A 16439-nucleotide genomic window follows, 5' to 3' on the forward strand; every position below is an offset into this window, starting at 1 on the left:
TATTTAGAATCAATACAAATTAAACGTAAATGATATTTTCCCTTTTCGATATACCGTTAAATTCCTGTTAAAAATATTATTTTTGCGGAATTGATTGAATGTTCAATAATTTACTAACATAAGATAATTTAAATGATTAGTTGGAGAAAGCATTATAAAAAAACGTTGATCGCAATAGGCTTATTGCTATCAACCAGTGCTTCATTTTACGGGCAAGACGGCGATCCTAAAAACGGAGAGAAACTTTTCAAAGCGAATTGTACTGCATGTCACGCGCTGGACAAACAAGTTGTTGGACCACCATTAAAGGGGGTTGTAGAACGAGTAAAGACAGAAGGTGGTGTAGACAAAGATTGGCTTCACAAGTGGATCAAAGACAACAAAGCTCTAAGGGCTTCTGGGGATAAATACGCCAATGAGATTTTTGAAAAGTTTAATAAGACTGAAATGCAGGTCTTTCCAAATCTTACAGATAAGGATATTGACGACATTTTAGCTTTCACGACTAATCCTCCTGCTCCGGAAGAGAAAAAGCCGGCAGCAACTCCTGCAGCTGACGCTTCTGCGGCAGCACCAGCAGACAAAACAACGACAAACGTTGTCATCATTTCACTTTTAGCGATTGCAGGTTTACTGGTTTGGATCTTGGTTAAACTAAGACAACTGGTAACGTTAGGTCAGTCTGAAGAATTAGCAGGATTGAACGAGACAAGAGTTCGTTCGTTCAGTGAAATGTATGAAAAGTTCCACTTTATCGGTAAAGGCTTATTAGCTATTCTGGCTATTCTAGCAGCTTACGGAGTATGGAACTGGCTGATGTGGATCGGGGTTTACAAAGGGTATAAGCCTGAGCAGCCTATTTACTTCTCTCACAAAATCCACGCTGGAGAACAGAAAATTGACTGTCAATTATGTCACTCTAGTGCTAAATACGGAAAAGTATCTGAAATTCCTTCTATGAACGTTTGTATGAACTGTCACAGAACAATTTCTGAATACAACGCAGATCACTACATGGAGCCAGGAAAAGATAAGGCATTCTATGACGGAGAAATCCAGAAGATCTATGCAGCAACAGGTTGGGATCCTGCAAAACAACAGTACACAGGAAAAACACAGCCGGTTGAATGGACAAGAATCCACAACATGCCAGACTTCGTTTACTTCAACCACTCTCAGCACGTTGTAGCAGGTGAGCAGGCGATTATCAATTCTTTCAACAAAAAGAACCCTAACAACAAAATTGATGTTGTATGTAAGGCTTGTCACGGTAAAATTGATACAATGAATGTTGTTCAGATGGCAAACGACTTTACTATGGGATGGTGTATCGAGTGCCACAGAACGACTGAAGTTGATATGAACAACGGTTATAATAAAGAGTACTTCAAAAATCTACATGACAAGTTGAAAAAACAGTATCCACAAGATGGAGGTAAGATCACTGTAGATGCCATTGGAGGTCTTGAGTGTGGTAAATGTCATTATTAATAACTAAAAAATTAGAAGTATAAATGGCTTCAAACAAAATACAATTCAGAAGTATTCATGAACTTAAAGACCCAGCTTTAATGGTAAGCTGGCTCTTAAAGAGTTCCAGGAAGAAATTCCGGTAGAAGATTTCCTTGGAGATGCTGAACAGAATGGTTCCAGTACTTCAAGAAGAGATTTCTTAAAATTACTAGGATTCTCTACAGCAGCAGTAACTCTTGCTGCTTGTGAAGCTCCGGTAATTAAAACGATTCCTTACGTAGTAAAACCACACGATATTATTCCAGGGGTTCCTAATTATTACGCTTCAACATATTTTGATGGTTTCGATTTCGCTAGTGTTTTAGTAAAAACCCGTGAAGGTAGACCTATCAAAATTGATCCAAACCCAGCTGCTGGCGATTTAGGTAAAACTAACGCAAGAGCTCAGGCAAGTGTACTTTCTCTTTATGATAATGATAAAGTAAAGCAGCCTAAACTAGACGGTAAAGACGAAACTTTCGATAAAGTAGACAGCTTCGTTCTTAAAGGTTTGGAAGAAGCTAAAGCGTCAGGTAAAAAGATTGTGCTTTTATCACACTCTTTTGCTTCACCTACTTTCAAAAAGTTATTCGGTGAATTCAAAGCTAAATATCCTACAGCAGAATTAGTAACTTATGATGCTTTCCCTTACTCTGCAGCATTAGATGCAGCTCAGGAAGTATTCGGACAGAGAGCATTACCTGTTTATGACCTTAAAGGTTCAGAATTGGTAGTTTCTTTCCAGGCTGATTTCTTAGGGGATTATAACGCTTCAAGCTTAGAAACTTCTTATGCAGCAGCAAGAAAGCCAGGTCAAACCATGTTGAGACACGTACAAGTGGAATCTAACATGTCATTAACTGGTGCTAATGCTGACTCAAGATACAGATTAAAGCCAAGTGCTGTAAACAAAACTTTAGTTGAAGTTTACAACGCAATCGTAGGTGGTGGTACTACTGATAAGACTGCTACTGAAATTGCTAACGAATTGAAAGCAAAAGGAAGCAAAGCGGTTGTTTTTGCTGACGGTTCTAAAGGTGCACAGGTTTTAGCACATTTAATCAACCAAAAATTAGGATCAGTAGCTTTCACAGGTAAAGCGAACTTCCTTAAAGAATTTGATAAAGCAAGATACCAAGAATTCTTAGGATGGGTAAATGCAGGTCAGGTTGGGGTATTAATTACCAACAATGTAGACCCTATCTACTCTCATCCAAAAGGAGAAGATTTCAAAAAATCTTTATCTAAAGTTTCTTATGTAATTGCCGTAGCTGATAAGAAAAATGAAATGTACAAAGCAGCGAAAGCTGTAATTCCGGTAGCAAACTGGTTAGAGTCTTGGGGAGATATTGAACCACAGACAGGAGTATATTCATTAATGCAGCCTACCATCCAGAAAATCTACAAATCAAGACAGATTGAAGAGTCTCTATTGGTTTGGAAGAATGGTAAAAACAATGCAGCAAACAACTACTACGATTATTTAAAAGCTAGCTCAGCTTCTATCTTAGGTGGTACTTCTTTCAACAAGGCATTGTATAACGGTATTACTGCTTCTACTAATTCTACAACATTAGCTTACGCAGGTGGAAACGCTGCTCAGGCCGTTGCTGAACTAGGAAACTTTAAAGCTTCTGAATTAGAATTAGTACTATATACTAAGACTTCTATGGGAGACGGTACTCAGGCAAACAACCCTTGGTTGCAGGAATTACCAGATCCATTGACAAGAATGTCTTGGGATAACTATTTGACAATTTCTCCTAAAGATGCAGAGAAGTTTGCCATTGACAACGATCTTAACGCGAGAATGCAGTTGGATGGTTCTATTGTAAACCTTACTGTAAACGGAGTAACAATAAAAGATGTTCCTGTATTTATTCAACCTGGTCAGGCAGAAGGATCTGTAGGTCTTGCCCTTGGTTATGGTAAGAAAAACTCAGGAGCAACTGCAGATACCGGAGTAAACGCTTATCCTTTATTTGACGGTTCTAACCTGGCTGTTTCAGGGGTTAAAATTGAAAAAACAGGAGAAGACCACGAATTTGCAGGGATCCAGCTTCAAAATACATTAATGGGTCGTTATGAAATCGCTAAAGAAGTTCCTTTGGCTGAGTTCATCAATGTTCCTTTCGATGATGAGCACAAAGGATGGAACAAACCTTTGGAATACCACACTATCAGTGGAGCTCTTCCAGCAAAAAAAATTGACCTTTGGGATGCTTTCGATGATACAGATGGACCTCACTTCAACTTATCTATCGACTTGAACTCATGTACAGGTTGTGGAGCTTGTGTAATTGCTTGTCAGGCAGAAAACAACGTTCCTGTAGTAGGTAAAGAAGAAGTAAGAATGTCCAGAGATATGTATTGGTTAAGAATTGACCGTTACTATTCTTCAAGACAGAAAGTAGAAGTATACGAAGGATTGAAAGAAGGAATGGCTGTACCGGAATTGTATGGTACTGCTTTCGGAGACGGAGGTGCATTAAACCACCCTGCAGACAATCCGGATGTAATCTTCCAACCAGTAATGTGTCAGCACTGTAACCACGCTCCTTGTGAAACTGTATGTCCGGTAGCGGCTACTTCACACGGTAAGCAAGGTCAAAACCATATGGCTTACAACAGATGTATCGGTACAAGATATTGTGCAAACAACTGTCCGTACAAAGTAAGACGTTTCAACTGGTTTACGTATAACCTAAACGATAAGTTCGATTTCAACATGAACAACGATTTAGGAAGAATGGTACTTAACCCAGACGTAGTTGTAAGAACTAGAGGGGTAATGGAGAAATGTTCAATGTGTATCCAAGAAACTCAGGCTACTATTTTAGCAGCTAAGAGAGAGAACAGAAAAGTAACAGATGCTGAGTTCAAGAACTCTTGTGCTTGTGCTGCTGCTTGTTCTACCGGATCAATGACTTTCGGAGACATGAATGATAAAGAGTCTGAAGTGAGAGAATTGTATTCTAGCAACAGAAGATATTATTTACTAGAGGAGATCGGAACCAAGCCAAACGTGTTCTATCACACTAAAGTAAGAAACAGAGTAGAAAAATAAAGTTTAAATAATAAATAGGTAAAAAATGTCAGGACATTACGAAGCTCCGATAAGGGAACCTCTAATTATTGGTCACAAAACTTATCACGATATCACAGAAGATATTGCACGACCTATCGAAGAAAGAGCAGGTAAATTATGGTGGATCTCATTATATGCTGCACTAGTTCTATTCCTCTATGGATTCGGCTGTATCGCTTACACTATCGGGACAGGTATTGGAGCATGGGGGCTTAACAGAACTATTAACTGGGGTTGGGATATTACCAACTTCGTATGGTGGGTAGGTATCGGTCACGCCGGGACCCTAATCTCAGCAGTATTATTATTATTTAGACAGAGATGGAGAATGTCTGTAAACAGATCTGCAGAGGCGATGACGATCTTTGCGGTTGTACAGGCAGCAATCTTCCCTGTAATCCACATGGGTAGAGTTTGGGTTGGATACTGGGTATTCCCTTTACCAAACCAATTCGGTTCTCTTTGGGGGAACTTCAACTCTCCTCTACTTTGGGACGTATTTGCGATCTCTACGTATTTCTCGGTATCAACTGTATTCTGGTTCATGGGACTAATCCCTGACTTTGCAATGATCAGAGATAGAGCTAAAACTCCTTGGACGAAGAAAATTTATACATTCCTAGCATTCGGTTGGGGTGGTAAAGCAAAACACTGGCAAAGATTCGAAGAACTTTCTTTGGTTCTTGCAGGGTTGGCAACTCCACTTGTATTCTCAGTACACACAACTGTATCCTTTGACTTCGCAACTTCAGTAATTAAAGGATGGCACTCTACGATCTATCCTCCATACTTCGTTGCTGGTGCGATCTTCTCAGGATTTGCAATGGTACAAACACTATTGTTGGTAGCTAGAAAAGTGTGTCACTTAGAAGAATACATCACAATGTATCATATCGAAATTATGAACATCGTAATCGTTCTTACAGGTGGTATGGTAACTGTAGCTTACGCAACTGAATATTTCATCGGATGGTACTCAGGATCTAGATTTGAAGATTTCACATATCTTTCTCCAGGTGCTGCTGTTGGACCTTACTGGTGGGCATTCTGGTCATTGATCATCTGTAACCTTGTAGTTCCTGCTTCATTCTGGTTCAAAAGAGCAAGAACGAACATTATCTGGACATTCATTGTTGCATTGATCATCAACATCGGTATGTGGTTTGAGCGTTTTGACATCATCGTTATCAACCTTTCAAGAGACTACTTACCAGGATCATGGACTATGTTTAAGCCAACGATCATTGATGTGGGTGTATACTTAGGAACAATCGGGTTCTTCTCTGTATTATTCTTATTATACGCAAGAACATTCCCTGTAATTGCACAGGCTGAATTAAAATCGATTCTGAAAATCTCAGGTGAAACTTATAAAGCAAAAGAAGGAGATGAGCACCACTAAAATTGTATACGGACTTTATGCTGACGACGACGATTTAATGAACGGCGTTAAAGCATTCAACGATAAAGGAATCGCAATAAACGAGGTTTATACTCCGTTTCCGGTTCACGGACTAGATAAAGCTTTAGGTTTAAAGAAAACTAGAATTTCTGATGCAGCTTTCATCTATGCTTGTTATGGTGTTACTATCGGTGCTACTATAACCTGGTATGTAATGAATCATGACTGGCCACAAAACATTGGTGGTAAACCAGCTTTTGACTGGGCACATAACATGCCGGCATTCGTAGTTCCAATGTTCGAATTAATGGTATTCTGTGCAGCTCACATGATGTCTTTAACTTTCTTGGTTAGAAACAAAATGTACCCAGGAGCTCCAGCTCAGAACCCAGATCCAAGAACTACTGATGATAAATTCATGATGGAATTTGTAACTGAAGATGTAGAATCTGTAAAACAGTTGCTTATTGAAACTGGAGTTGAAGAAATAACTGTTAAAGACGCTTAAAATGAAAAAGAATGTATTAAAAATTACAGCAGTTTTAGGTTTAACAACGGTTTTACTTAACTCTTGCGGACCAAAGGAGAACACTCCGTTGGTATATTTCCCGGATATGTATTTTCCGGTAGCTTATGATCCATTGATGAAAGCTCAGGACGCTTATTCAGATCATGAAAATGAAATTCCTGCTTTTGTTAAAAATAATGGTGCAACAGGTCTTTCTCCAGTAGAAGGATCAGTTCCTCAAAATAAAGACGGTGTTTTTGAAGAAAGCCTATTACCTAAGAATGTTGACGAGTACAACGCTGGGTATGATGCTTCTAAAAAACTTACAGTATCTCCTCTGAACCCAGCTAATGCAGCTAAGGATCTTGAAAGAGGTAAAGTATTGTTTGATCACACTTGTGCTGCATGTCACGGAACAGGAGGTGATGGACAAGGACCTATCGTACAAAGTGGAGCATTCTCCGGAGTGCCTAACTATGCTGACAGAGAAATTACTGTAGGATCTGTTCATTATGTATTAACAAACGGTAGAAACGCGATGGGATCTTATGCAGGACAACTTAACGCTGGAGACAGATGGAGAGTTGCAATGTATGTGATGAGTGCTTTCAAAAAAGGAGCAGCAGCACCAGCGGCAGCAGCTACAACTGAAGCAAAACCTGAAACTACTACTGAAACTAAAAAATAAGAAAAGAAATGTATAGTTTTTCACCAAAATTAAAATCAACTTCTTTAATACTTCTTGTTGCAGGTTTAGTACTATTTGGTATTGGTTTCTTTATGAACAAAGGAATTTCTACTGAGAAGATTGAACAAATGATGGAAGCTGTTCATGCTTCTGGTCATAATGCACCTACTCACTCAAGTGAAATGGTAGGACCTCAAGATCATGCTGCTCACCTGGAGCACGCTACTCTACAGATCCACAACCAGCCTTTAGCAGCAATACATTTTGTAGCTGTATTTTTCTTCGGAGTAAGTTGTGCTGTATTATTCTTCTATTGTATTCAACACGCTGCACATGCAGGTTGGCCAATTATTATTACAAGAGTAATGGAAGCTATTGCTTCTTATATTCCATACGGAGGAGCTATTTTGATCATCTTAATGCTTTTAAATATCTTCCACCAAGGACACCTTTTCCACTGGATGGATCCGGATTTGACAGATCCTAACTCTGCTCATTTCGATGTGATCTTATTCGAAAAGAAAAGATTCCTGAACATTCCTTTCTATGCAATCAGAACGTTTATCTATGTACTAGGTGCTTCTTTCTTTGCTTGGAAACTGAAAGCTCAGTCTAAAAAAGTAGACGAAACCAAATCTAAAGTAGAATATCAATTCCTTTACAGATGGGCAGTAGGATATATCGCATTCTTCGGATTTGCTTCTGCAGCTTGGGCTTGGGACTGGTTGATGTCTATTGACCCTCACTGGTACTCTACAATGTATATCTGGTATTCAATGGTTAGCTGCCTTTCAAGTGGTATTGCTGTAATCATTTTACTAAGTGTATATCTTAAGAAAAACGGATTCCTTCCTCAGTTCAATGACAACCACTTACACGATTTAGGAGTTTTTCTTTTCGCTACAAGTATGCTTTGGACATATACATGGTTCGCTCAGTTCATGCTTTATTGGTATGCGAACGTTCCGGAAGAGGTTAACTACTTCTTTGGTAGATTCCAGCACTATGGTACTACATTCTTACCAATGCTGATCGTAAACTTCTTATTACCATTATTGGTATTAGTGAGCAGCAGCATCAAGAGAAACTACAAAGTTGTTACAACAATGGCTGTAGTAGTAATCTTAGGACACATTTTGGATTATTTCAATATGGTAATGCCGGGAACGGTAGGACCTTACTGGAACACTCCGGAAGTATTCATCCTGATCTTGGGAGCTTTATTATTCGTAATCGGATTATTTATGTTTACTGTACTTTCAGCTTTATCTAAACTGAAGTTGATCCCTACAGGAAACCCTTACCTACACGAATCTGAAATTTATGAGTATCCTTTCTAAGGACTTGTAACAAAATAATATTATAAAAGACTGATTGTTAAAACAATCAGTCTTTTTTTATGCATATCAGTCAGCAGGCAACCATTCTGAGTTTTATGCGTCTCTATAATGAGATTATTAACTAAAACAAATTCTTATTATGAAAACAAAATTTGTCCTTTACTCATTATTTATATTTTTATTCAGCTGTATTCAGGCTCAAACCATCACATTTGTCTCTGAAAAAACCAACCAGCCACTTCCAAGAGTTTCAGTATTTGGAAAAGATGGTAATATCCTGGCCTATTCTGATATTGACGGAAAAATTGATAAACAGACTTTATCTCCGGTACAAGAAAAATTTCAGCTGGTGTATAATAATTTCCCGGTAGCTACATTATCCTATTCTGACTTTGATCAGCCAATCATTAAGCTCAATGATCAGGTGAAGGAAATAGAAACGGTTGTCATCAAAAATAACAAACCTGCCAGATACATTTTTATCAAAGGAAACTTTAATGCTTATGTCACTGTAAACAATAAACTGAATAGTTACGCCGATGGGATTGTCACCTACATTTTTGATAATAAAACAAAAAAACTGAAAAGTACCAATGTTGAACAATACAGAGTTTTCAGACTGACGGATCCTAAAAATGAAAAAAAGAAACTTCATCATGGGATTATGGAAAATCTCTCCAGATCCCAAAGCTTAAAAATGTAGGAAATCCGGAAGAATATAAAACGAAAAGAAATCTCATCAAAGAATTAAAAGGAGACCGTAAAGATCAGATCGAAGTGACTGAGGGCATACTTCAGGAAAAAGAATTTTCATTCTTTGGGTATCGGTTTTATGATATAAAAACCATACTCAATATGTCGTTTGAAAAAGGATCAGAAAAGACACTGAAAGATTTCCTGGAATACAATGAGCTTATATTTGTAAAACTTAAGCATAAAAGTGAACCCAATTATAATCAGATAGCAGTTTACACTAATTTCTATCCTACAGAATTAAATTTCAATAATGACAACGATATTGAAAAGGTAAAGTTTGATGAAGACCACAGTAACTACAAAACATCTTACTGGCAAGATTCTTCATTCCCGAATATGCAGACAATTTTCAGCAATTTTTTTAAAGAGGATCTAAAAGAGCTGCCTAATAAAAAGTAAAAATATAGGATTATGAATGCTGCAAAAAAGAAATAGAATGAGCAGGAAAACATAAAGTAAAAATAAAATCCAGTATTAATAAAGGTTTTATTAAATTTGCAACAAACCAAATAAAAATGAAAAAGTTTTCTTTTCTACTTGTTTTCAGTCTCTTGCTTTTTACAGCATGTAAGAAAGATCATGTAGATGCTACGAATACTAAAACACTGCAGTCAAGTATCAATGATATGACTTCCAGTTTACCAACCATTAAGCAGATTAAGTTTAATGAGGCTCTTTATATCCTTAAAACATTTGGCGTAGAAGCAGATGGTGATATTAATGAATTGAAAGCCCTTGGAAAACTGATTAATGGAAAAAAAGTTCCTGAAATCATGTCTCTTGCAGACGAAGTTGCACAGAAAAACGGAATAGAATGGGCCAGTACTGCCCCACCTTCACTTGGAGAAATGAATATCTTCGGAGATGATAAAGCTAAAGAAAGTGATCCTAACGACATCAAAGCCGGATCTTTGAGTATTGTCACAAAACCTACGGGAGACGATGGTACCGGAGCACCTACTGCGATCCAGATCGTTCCAAGACTTGTAGATACAGCAGGAAACCCGGTTTCGTTTACAGGAGCTGGTCTTGAGGCTACTCTTGAAGTGTTCAGCAATGGAGTAAAATTGGCTACTGCTAAAAACCTGATGCAGGATAATAACTTCAAAGGATTCAACCTTAAGTTCTCCTCTATTCCTGCAGCAAAAGTGATAGATAACAAAATCGATATCACGGTTTCTGTAAAAACAACAGCCAAGACTTTCAAAATGTCAAAAATCGGACTTGATGTAAACGCAGCTGCTCTGAAAGTCCCTGCCATTCCTAAAACCGATACACTTGCTGTACCGGAACAGCCAAGCGCAGTAGTAGATCCAAACAATCCAACAACAACTACAGGAACTACAACGGACCCTGCAACTGCTACTCCTACAGTACCGGCAGCTCCAAAACAACCTACAGCAGATCCTAAAAATACGGTAAGCAAGTTTTTGAACAGTGTAAGCTCACAGAATTTAAAAGCGGCTTACGAAACAGCAAGCAATCCAAGCTGGGGAAGCTATGAGTCTTTCTCTAATCCAAATTCAGGTTTTGGAGCGGTGAAAAATGTAAGCGTAAAAAATATTACGACAAACGGCGCCACTGCAAACGGAGCAAGTGTAAATGCGACGTATGATGTAACGGACAAAAGTGGTAAAACAACTTCTTTAAAAGTTACTTTCGGGCTTAAAAATGTAAATGGAGAATGGAAAATTTCCAGCTATAAAATCAATTAATACATGGCTTCAGCAGAACTCATCAGAAAACTAGAAGAAACAATTGAAAATATTCCTGATTTTCCGATTCCAGGAATACAGTTTAAGGATATTTCGCCGATCTTTTTAGATCCAAAACTTTACGAAGACGTTATTGCAGATCTTGCAGCTTTCAGTAAAGGTGGTAAAGTAGATGCAGTCTGCGGAATAGAAAGCCGTGGTTATTTGTTCGGAATCGCTATTGCTGTAGCCCTTGAAGTTCCATTCATTTTAATCAGAAAAGCAGGAAAACTCCCGCCACCGGTCATTTCAGAAAAATATGACCTGGAATATGGAAGCGCTGTTATTGAAACCCGCGAAGGACAGATAAAACCAGGACAAAGAGTGTTGATTCATGATGATCTTTTAGCAACGGGAGGAACTACAGAAGCCGCTGCAAAGTTGGTAGAAAAACAAGGAGCAACCGTTGCCCAGTTCAGTTTCCTTATCGGCTTAAAAGATTTGAATGGTGATGAAAAATTGAAGAAGTTTGGTGCTGAAGTATACCATATTTTAGGATATTAGATTTAAAACATATATGCTTCGGCAGGCTCAGCATGACAACGCTAATAATTTACTGTGAGATAAGAACAGGTAGTATTAGAAGTGTCATGCTGAGCCTGCCGAAGCATCTTTTTTTAATAAATTCCTCATTCACCAATAACAATTCACAACATTTCATCAATAATACTCACAAAGTATTTTGTAAATCATTCAGAAACAATTAAATTTGCATTTCAATTTTTAAAAACTTATGGCAAAATTGGGAAAGAGTGCTCAGAACGAGCAAGAAGGTAAAGAAACGGTTGAGTTCTTTAAAGACCTTGACAGAGAAGCTTTAAATACTGAAAGATTTGTTGAAAAATATTCAAAGCCACTAGGTTTTGTATTTGGAGCATTAATTTTAGGAGTTTTAGGATTCTTCGCTTACAAGCAATTTGTAGTTGCTCCAAAGAACGCTGAAGCTGTGAAAAGTTTCCTTTCTGCTCAAAAAAGTCTTACTGAAGGTAAAGATAAAGATGCTTTGGGTGGAAAATCTGCGGCTAACCCAGGTTTTGTAGGTACATATAACGAATATTCTTCTACTAAAATCGGTAAACTTTCATCTTACAATGCAGGTTTATTGAAATTCAAAGAAGGAAAATTCCAGGAAGCTTATGATCTTTTAGACCAGTTTTCATCTGATAACAAAACTTTAGTAGCAATGAAATTCGGAGCTATGGCAGATGCAAAATCAGGTCTTAACAAAAATGATGAGGCTTTAGCTTTATTAGACAAAGCAGCAACGGCTTCTGATGATCCTTATACAACCTACTATTTCACAAGAAAAGCAGGTATCGTGGCTTTAGGATTAAAGAAAAATGCAGAAGCTAAAAAATACTTCTCTGCAATTGACGAGAAATATCAGGACTACGACAACGGAATGTCTGATTCTTATATTGAAATGACTAAATATTACTAAAAAATGGCAACAGTTAATCTTTCCGATTACAAGCCACTTCATATAACGAATGCCGAAGATTTTTCTATCGGCATTGTTTTTTCTGAGTGGAATGATTTTGTAACGTACAATCTTCGTGATGCAGCCTTGGAAATCCTTGAAAAAGAAGGCGTAAAACCTGAAAACATAAAGCTTTTCCCTGTTCCCGGAGCTTTCGAACTCAACTATGCAAGCATGCAGCTTTGCAAAGAGAGAAAATATGATGCTGTGATTTCTATCGGATGTGTGATCCGTGGAGAAACACCTCATTTTGACTATGTATGTTCTGCAGTAGCACAGGGAATCAAAGACTGTAACATCATGACAGATACTCCTACTATTTTCTGTGTATTAACAGATGATACCAAAGAGCAATCTATCGCAAGAAGCGGAGGTGATCTTGGAAACAAAGGTGTGGAAGCAGCTGTTACCGCTTTAAGAATGATTGATTTCAAAAAGAAATTATCTGACAAAAAGGGAAATATCGGTTTCGGACACTCTTAAGTAGACAACAATCTTTACAATATAATGGGACTATTTTTTAATAGTCCTTTTTTATTGGAGTATTTCCGAATCATAAATCATAAATCTTATTAATAAACGGGATGTTTTTGCTTTATTTCCGTCAAAAGTTATATACAAAAACTATCTTTGTGAAAACTAATAAAAACAGTACATACATGTTTTTAAGCAAAATAAAACCGTTCCTATATTTAGGAGTCTTCTATCTTCTTATTTCGTTGATAATAAGAACAGTATTCTTTTTTCACCCTATTACGACAGCTAGTTTTGGATTTTTTGAAGTTGTAAAAGTTTTGTTAATAGGTCTGGTGAATGACATTTTTGTTTTCATCATGGCCAGTTCTATTCTTGCACTTTACTTCCTCTTCCTCTCCAATTCAAAATATAAAAAACCTTACGGATACATTATTTTGAGTGCTCTCGTTCTATTCTTCCTTTATATCTGGCTTGTTCCAAACAATATTTTCAAGCAATATGGAGGTTCCATTATGGAAATAGCACTTGTTTTTGTTGGAATAAAGACTCTTTTCTTCGGATTGATGCTTTTCCTTCCTACTCAAAGAACTAAAATACGTAACATATTATATTTCATAACATTACTATTATACGTTCTTCTGATTATTTTCAACGGAGTAAGTGAATATTTCTTTTATAATGAATTTGGAGTGCGTTATAATTTTATTGCCGTAGATTATCTTATCTATACCAATGAAGTGATCGGAAATATCATGGAAAGCTACCCTGTTGTTCCCCTATTTTCAGGAATAATGATCGTTACGCTTACCATCACATGGTTTATTTATAAAAAGACAAAAGATGAACTGCTGGAACTTCCTGATTTTAAACAAAAAATGGTGCTTCTTGGTAGTTTTATAGTGCTTTGTGCACTTAGTGCTCTGGCAATACCATCTTTGATGCAAATCAGGTCTGACAATGTTTTTGCGGATGAAATTGAAGCCAACGGACTTCCTAAGTTCTATTGGGCATTTACCCATAATGAATTGGATTATTTCCAGTTTTATTCACAGATTAACCAGCAACAGGCCGAAAAGAATTTCTTAAGCCAGTATCCACAACAAACGCTCTCAAGAAACGTTATTGCAGAACAGCCTGAACTCAAGAAAAATGTTGTACTGATCTCTATTGAAAGTCTTTCCGCAGATTTCATGGAGCATTACGGCAATACTCAAAAAATCACTCCTTTCCTGGACAGCCTTGCAGATAAATCTTTGATGTTTACCAATCTGTATGCAACAGGAAACAGAACGGTACGCGGTCTTGAAGCTTTAACCCTTTGTATTCCTCCTACAGCAGGAGAAAGTATCATCAAGAGAGATGATAATAAAAATAAATTTACAACCGGAAGTGTTTTCAAATCTAAAGGATATGATGTCAAATTCTTATATGGCGGCTACAGCTATTTTGATAATATGCAGGATTTCTTTGCAGGAAACGGATATGGTATTGTAGACAGAAACAACTTTAAGCCCGAAGAAATCACTTTTGCTAATGTGTGGGGGGTAGCTGATGAAGATATGGCTAAAAAAGCAATTCAGGTGATGAATGCAGAAGCCAAATCAGGAAAACCGTTCTTCAATCATTGGATGACCGTTTCCAACCACAGACCATTTACTTATCCGGACGGAAGAATAGACATTCCGGGAACAGCGAAATCACGTGAAGGTGGTGTAAAATATACAGATTACTCTCTTAAGCTATTCTTTGATATGGCTAAAAAACAGGATTGGTATAAAAACACGGTATTTATTATCATTGCAGACCACTGTGCATCAAGTGCCGGAAAAACAGAACTTCCGATGGATAAATACAGAATTCCAGCAATGGTCTTTTCAGAAGGTTTTGTACAGCCTCAAAAATTTGAGGGATTAATGTCTCAAATCGACCTGATGCCTACTGTTTTAGGACTGTTGAATTTCAACTATCAGTCTAAATTCCTTGGACAGGATGTATTTAAACCGGAATTCCAGCCTAAAGCTTATATTGCAACATATCAGGATTTAGGTTTTGTAAAAGATGGCCGCCTGACGATTATTTCTCCTGTAAAGAAAGTGAAACAGTATTCTTTAGAACTGGAAAAAAGCGATCTTGCACCGGCATTCAAGCTGTATTATGACGAGAAATTATTGAAAAATACAGATCAAAAACTGGTAGATGATGCAGTATCAGCCTATCAGTCTACTTCGTACTGGTTAAAAACCAAACAACTTAACAGATAAATATCTAGATATTTTTCGCTTATAGTTTGGCGTAAATTATTTAAATTAACACATAAATTTATTATCATGAAATGGACAGACGACAGAGGCGGAAACGTTGATGACCGCCGTGGTTCAGGAGGCGGAGGCGGCGGAATGATTGTAGGAGGCGGACTCGGAACTCTAATTATTGCAGCCATTGTATTCTTTTTGGGAGGTGACCCATCCGGTATTTTGAATTCCGGAAGTATACAATCTTCGGGAAATTCCGGAGAACAAAGAGAGCTTACAGCTGGTGAAAAACAGGTGGGACAAATGGTTGATATGATGGCCAAATGGAATATTCTTACCTGGGATCAGATTTTTAAGGAAAACGGAATGACTTACAGTGCTCCTCAGGTAGTCCTTTTTGAAAATACAACTTCTTCAGCATGTGGTACAGCTCAGTCTGCCATGGGACCATTCTATTGTCCAGCTGATCAGAAAGTTTATATGGATATGAGCTTTTTTGGTGAACTTCAGCAGAAATTCGGAGCTAAGGTAACTGAGTTTACAGTAGCTTATGTTCTTGCACACGAAGTAGGACATCACGTACAGACACTTCTGGGAACTACTCAGAAAGTAGATGCATTAAGAAGAAGCGGAAGATATTCTGAAGAACAGATGAACAGAGTATCTGTTGCTACAGAATTACAGGCCGATTTCTATGCAGGAGTTTGGGCAAAAAGAACCAATGACAGCAAGCACATTCTGGAACCCGGAGATATTGAATCTGCAATAGATGCTGCTGAAGCAGTTGGGGATGATAACATTCAGAAAAGAGCACAGGGATATGTGAATCAGGAAAGCTTTACCCACGGATCTTCTGCACAACGTAAAGAATGGTTTATGAAAGGCTACAATACCGGAGATATCAGACAGGGAAATACTTTCGATCAGCTTTTGAAATAATTTTCATACATTAGCAATTCATAAAAACTAATTTCAATGAAAATCAAAAAAAATTTTGAGAGCAAAGCTATTAAGCTTTCTAAAGATGCAATGAAAAATATCGGAGGCGGAATGAAGCATACACCATGCCGTTCGTACAATGTAGAAGATAGAAGACCTGGAGCATCCGCTTTATGGATTCAAAAATTGGAAACATTTGCACATAATTTTATGTATTGTCCCGATCATCTATAACAAATAAAA

Annotated in this window: 14 protein-coding genes and 1 pseudogene; all 15 read left to right on the forward strand. The window is 37.6% G+C overall.

From position 1 onward, the window contains the following. Positions 1 to 132 precede the first annotated feature (132 nt). The 15 genes and pseudogenes from BOQ62_RS08940 (at position 133) to BOQ62_RS09005 (ending at position 16430) form a co-directional block, all read left to right on the forward strand. Positions 133 to 1491: a c-type cytochrome gene (locus BOQ62_RS08940; RefSeq protein ID WP_129038795.1), complete on the forward strand. Its 1359-nt coding sequence runs from the start codon at positions 133 to 135 to the stop codon at positions 1489 to 1491. Between the two features lie 23 nt (positions 1492 to 1514). After that, positions 1515 to 4579, forward strand: a pseudogene (locus BOQ62_RS08945) (TAT-variant-translocated molybdopterin oxidoreductase). A 25-nt stretch (positions 4580 to 4604) separates the two neighbouring features. Beyond that, positions 4605 to 6002: an NrfD/PsrC family molybdoenzyme membrane anchor subunit gene (nrfD, locus tag BOQ62_RS08950; protein WP_129038796.1), complete on the forward strand. Its 1398-nt coding sequence runs from the start codon at positions 4605 to 4607 to the stop codon at positions 6000 to 6002. After that, positions 5989 to 6510, forward strand: a complete 522-nt coding sequence (locus tag BOQ62_RS08955) for a DUF3341 domain-containing protein (RefSeq protein ID WP_045491790.1) — start codon at positions 5989 to 5991, stop codon at positions 6508 to 6510. The genes nrfD and BOQ62_RS08955 overlap by 14 nt, the downstream gene beginning before the upstream one ends. Position 6511: 1 nt before the next feature. Continuing rightward, complete coding sequence (locus BOQ62_RS08960; RefSeq protein ID WP_129038798.1) at positions 6512 to 7198, forward strand: c-type cytochrome; 687 nt, start codon at positions 6512 to 6514, stop codon at positions 7196 to 7198. 8 nt (positions 7199 to 7206) lie between these two features. Beyond that, positions 7207 to 8538, forward strand: a complete 1332-nt coding sequence (locus BOQ62_RS08965; RefSeq protein WP_129038800.1) for a quinol:cytochrome C oxidoreductase — start codon at positions 7207 to 7209, stop codon at positions 8536 to 8538. Between the two features lie 139 nt (positions 8539 to 8677). Then, a complete protein-coding gene (locus BOQ62_RS23070; protein WP_228413860.1) occupies positions 8678 to 9241 on the forward strand; it encodes a hypothetical protein in 564 nt (187 codons plus the stop codon). Positions 9242 to 9393: 152 nt separating this feature from the next. Beyond that, a complete protein-coding gene (locus tag BOQ62_RS23075) occupies positions 9394 to 9693 on the forward strand; it encodes a hypothetical protein (RefSeq protein ID WP_228413862.1) in 300 nt (99 codons plus the stop codon). A 116-nt stretch (positions 9694 to 9809) separates the two neighbouring features. Further along, entirely contained in the window at positions 9810 to 11009 is a 1200-nt protein-coding gene (locus BOQ62_RS08975) for a hypothetical protein (RefSeq protein WP_129038802.1), read from the forward strand. Between the two features lie 3 nt (positions 11010 to 11012). Then, positions 11013 to 11552: an adenine phosphoribosyltransferase gene (locus BOQ62_RS08980; protein ID WP_129038804.1), complete on the forward strand. Its 540-nt coding sequence runs from the start codon at positions 11013 to 11015 to the stop codon at positions 11550 to 11552. Positions 11553 to 11781: 229 nt separating this feature from the next. Next, positions 11782 to 12489 (forward strand): tetratricopeptide repeat protein, encoded by a 708-nt coding sequence (locus BOQ62_RS08985; RefSeq protein ID WP_129038806.1) that lies wholly within the window; start codon positions 11782 to 11784, stop codon positions 12487 to 12489. 3 nt (positions 12490 to 12492) lie between these two features. Then, positions 12493 to 13011: a 6,7-dimethyl-8-ribityllumazine synthase gene (ribH, locus tag BOQ62_RS08990; RefSeq protein ID WP_034734563.1), complete on the forward strand. Its 519-nt coding sequence runs from the start codon at positions 12493 to 12495 to the stop codon at positions 13009 to 13011. A 176-nt stretch (positions 13012 to 13187) separates the two neighbouring features. Beyond that, on the forward strand, positions 13188 to 15266 hold the full coding sequence (locus BOQ62_RS08995; RefSeq protein WP_129038824.1) for an LTA synthase family protein: 2079 nt from the start codon (positions 13188 to 13190) through the stop codon (positions 15264 to 15266). A gap of 66 nt (positions 15267 to 15332) precedes the next feature. Continuing rightward, complete coding sequence (locus tag BOQ62_RS09000; protein ID WP_129038808.1) at positions 15333 to 16196, forward strand: neutral zinc metallopeptidase; 864 nt, start codon at positions 15333 to 15335, stop codon at positions 16194 to 16196. A gap of 36 nt (positions 16197 to 16232) precedes the next feature. Continuing rightward, positions 16233 to 16430 (forward strand): hypothetical protein, encoded by a 198-nt coding sequence (locus BOQ62_RS09005; RefSeq protein WP_129038810.1) that lies wholly within the window; start codon positions 16233 to 16235, stop codon positions 16428 to 16430. Positions 16431 to 16439: the final 9 nt, after the last annotated feature.

The sequence above is a fragment of the Chryseobacterium sp. CH21 genome (genome assembly GCF_004119445.1).
GTDB lineage: Bacteria > Bacteroidota > Bacteroidia > Flavobacteriales > Weeksellaceae > Chryseobacterium.

What these genes read in the sequence shown, in the direction of transcription:
- BOQ62_RS08940 (WP_129038795.1), top strand. Translation starts at nt 133, where the DNA reads ATGATTAGTTGGAGAAAGCATTATAAAAAAACGTTGATCGCAATAGGC.
- nrfD (WP_129038796.1), top strand. Translation starts at nt 4,605, where the DNA reads ATGTCAGGACATTACGAAGCTCCGATAAGGGAACCTCTAATTATTGGT.
- BOQ62_RS08955 (WP_045491790.1), top strand. Translation starts at nt 5,989, where the DNA reads ATGAGCACCACTAAAATTGTATACGGACTTTATGCTGACGACGACGAT.
- BOQ62_RS08960 (WP_129038798.1), top strand. Translation starts at nt 6,512, where the DNA reads ATGAAAAAGAATGTATTAAAAATTACAGCAGTTTTAGGTTTAACAACG.
- BOQ62_RS08965 (WP_129038800.1), top strand. Translation starts at nt 7,207, where the DNA reads ATGTATAGTTTTTCACCAAAATTAAAATCAACTTCTTTAATACTTCTT.
- BOQ62_RS23070 (WP_228413860.1), top strand. Translation starts at nt 8,678, where the DNA reads ATGAAAACAAAATTTGTCCTTTACTCATTATTTATATTTTTATTCAGC.
- BOQ62_RS23075 (WP_228413862.1), top strand. Translation starts at nt 9,394, where the DNA reads ATGTCGTTTGAAAAAGGATCAGAAAAGACACTGAAAGATTTCCTGGAA.
- BOQ62_RS08975 (WP_129038802.1), top strand. Translation starts at nt 9,810, where the DNA reads ATGAAAAAGTTTTCTTTTCTACTTGTTTTCAGTCTCTTGCTTTTTACA.
- BOQ62_RS08980 (WP_129038804.1), top strand. Translation starts at nt 11,013, where the DNA reads ATGGCTTCAGCAGAACTCATCAGAAAACTAGAAGAAACAATTGAAAAT.
- BOQ62_RS08985 (WP_129038806.1), top strand. Translation starts at nt 11,782, where the DNA reads ATGGCAAAATTGGGAAAGAGTGCTCAGAACGAGCAAGAAGGTAAAGAA.
- ribH (WP_034734563.1), top strand. Translation starts at nt 12,493, where the DNA reads ATGGCAACAGTTAATCTTTCCGATTACAAGCCACTTCATATAACGAAT.
- BOQ62_RS08995 (WP_129038824.1), top strand. Translation starts at nt 13,188, where the DNA reads ATGTTTTTAAGCAAAATAAAACCGTTCCTATATTTAGGAGTCTTCTAT.
- BOQ62_RS09000 (WP_129038808.1), top strand. Translation starts at nt 15,333, where the DNA reads ATGAAATGGACAGACGACAGAGGCGGAAACGTTGATGACCGCCGTGGT.
- BOQ62_RS09005 (WP_129038810.1), top strand. Translation starts at nt 16,233, where the DNA reads ATGAAAATCAAAAAAAATTTTGAGAGCAAAGCTATTAAGCTTTCTAAA.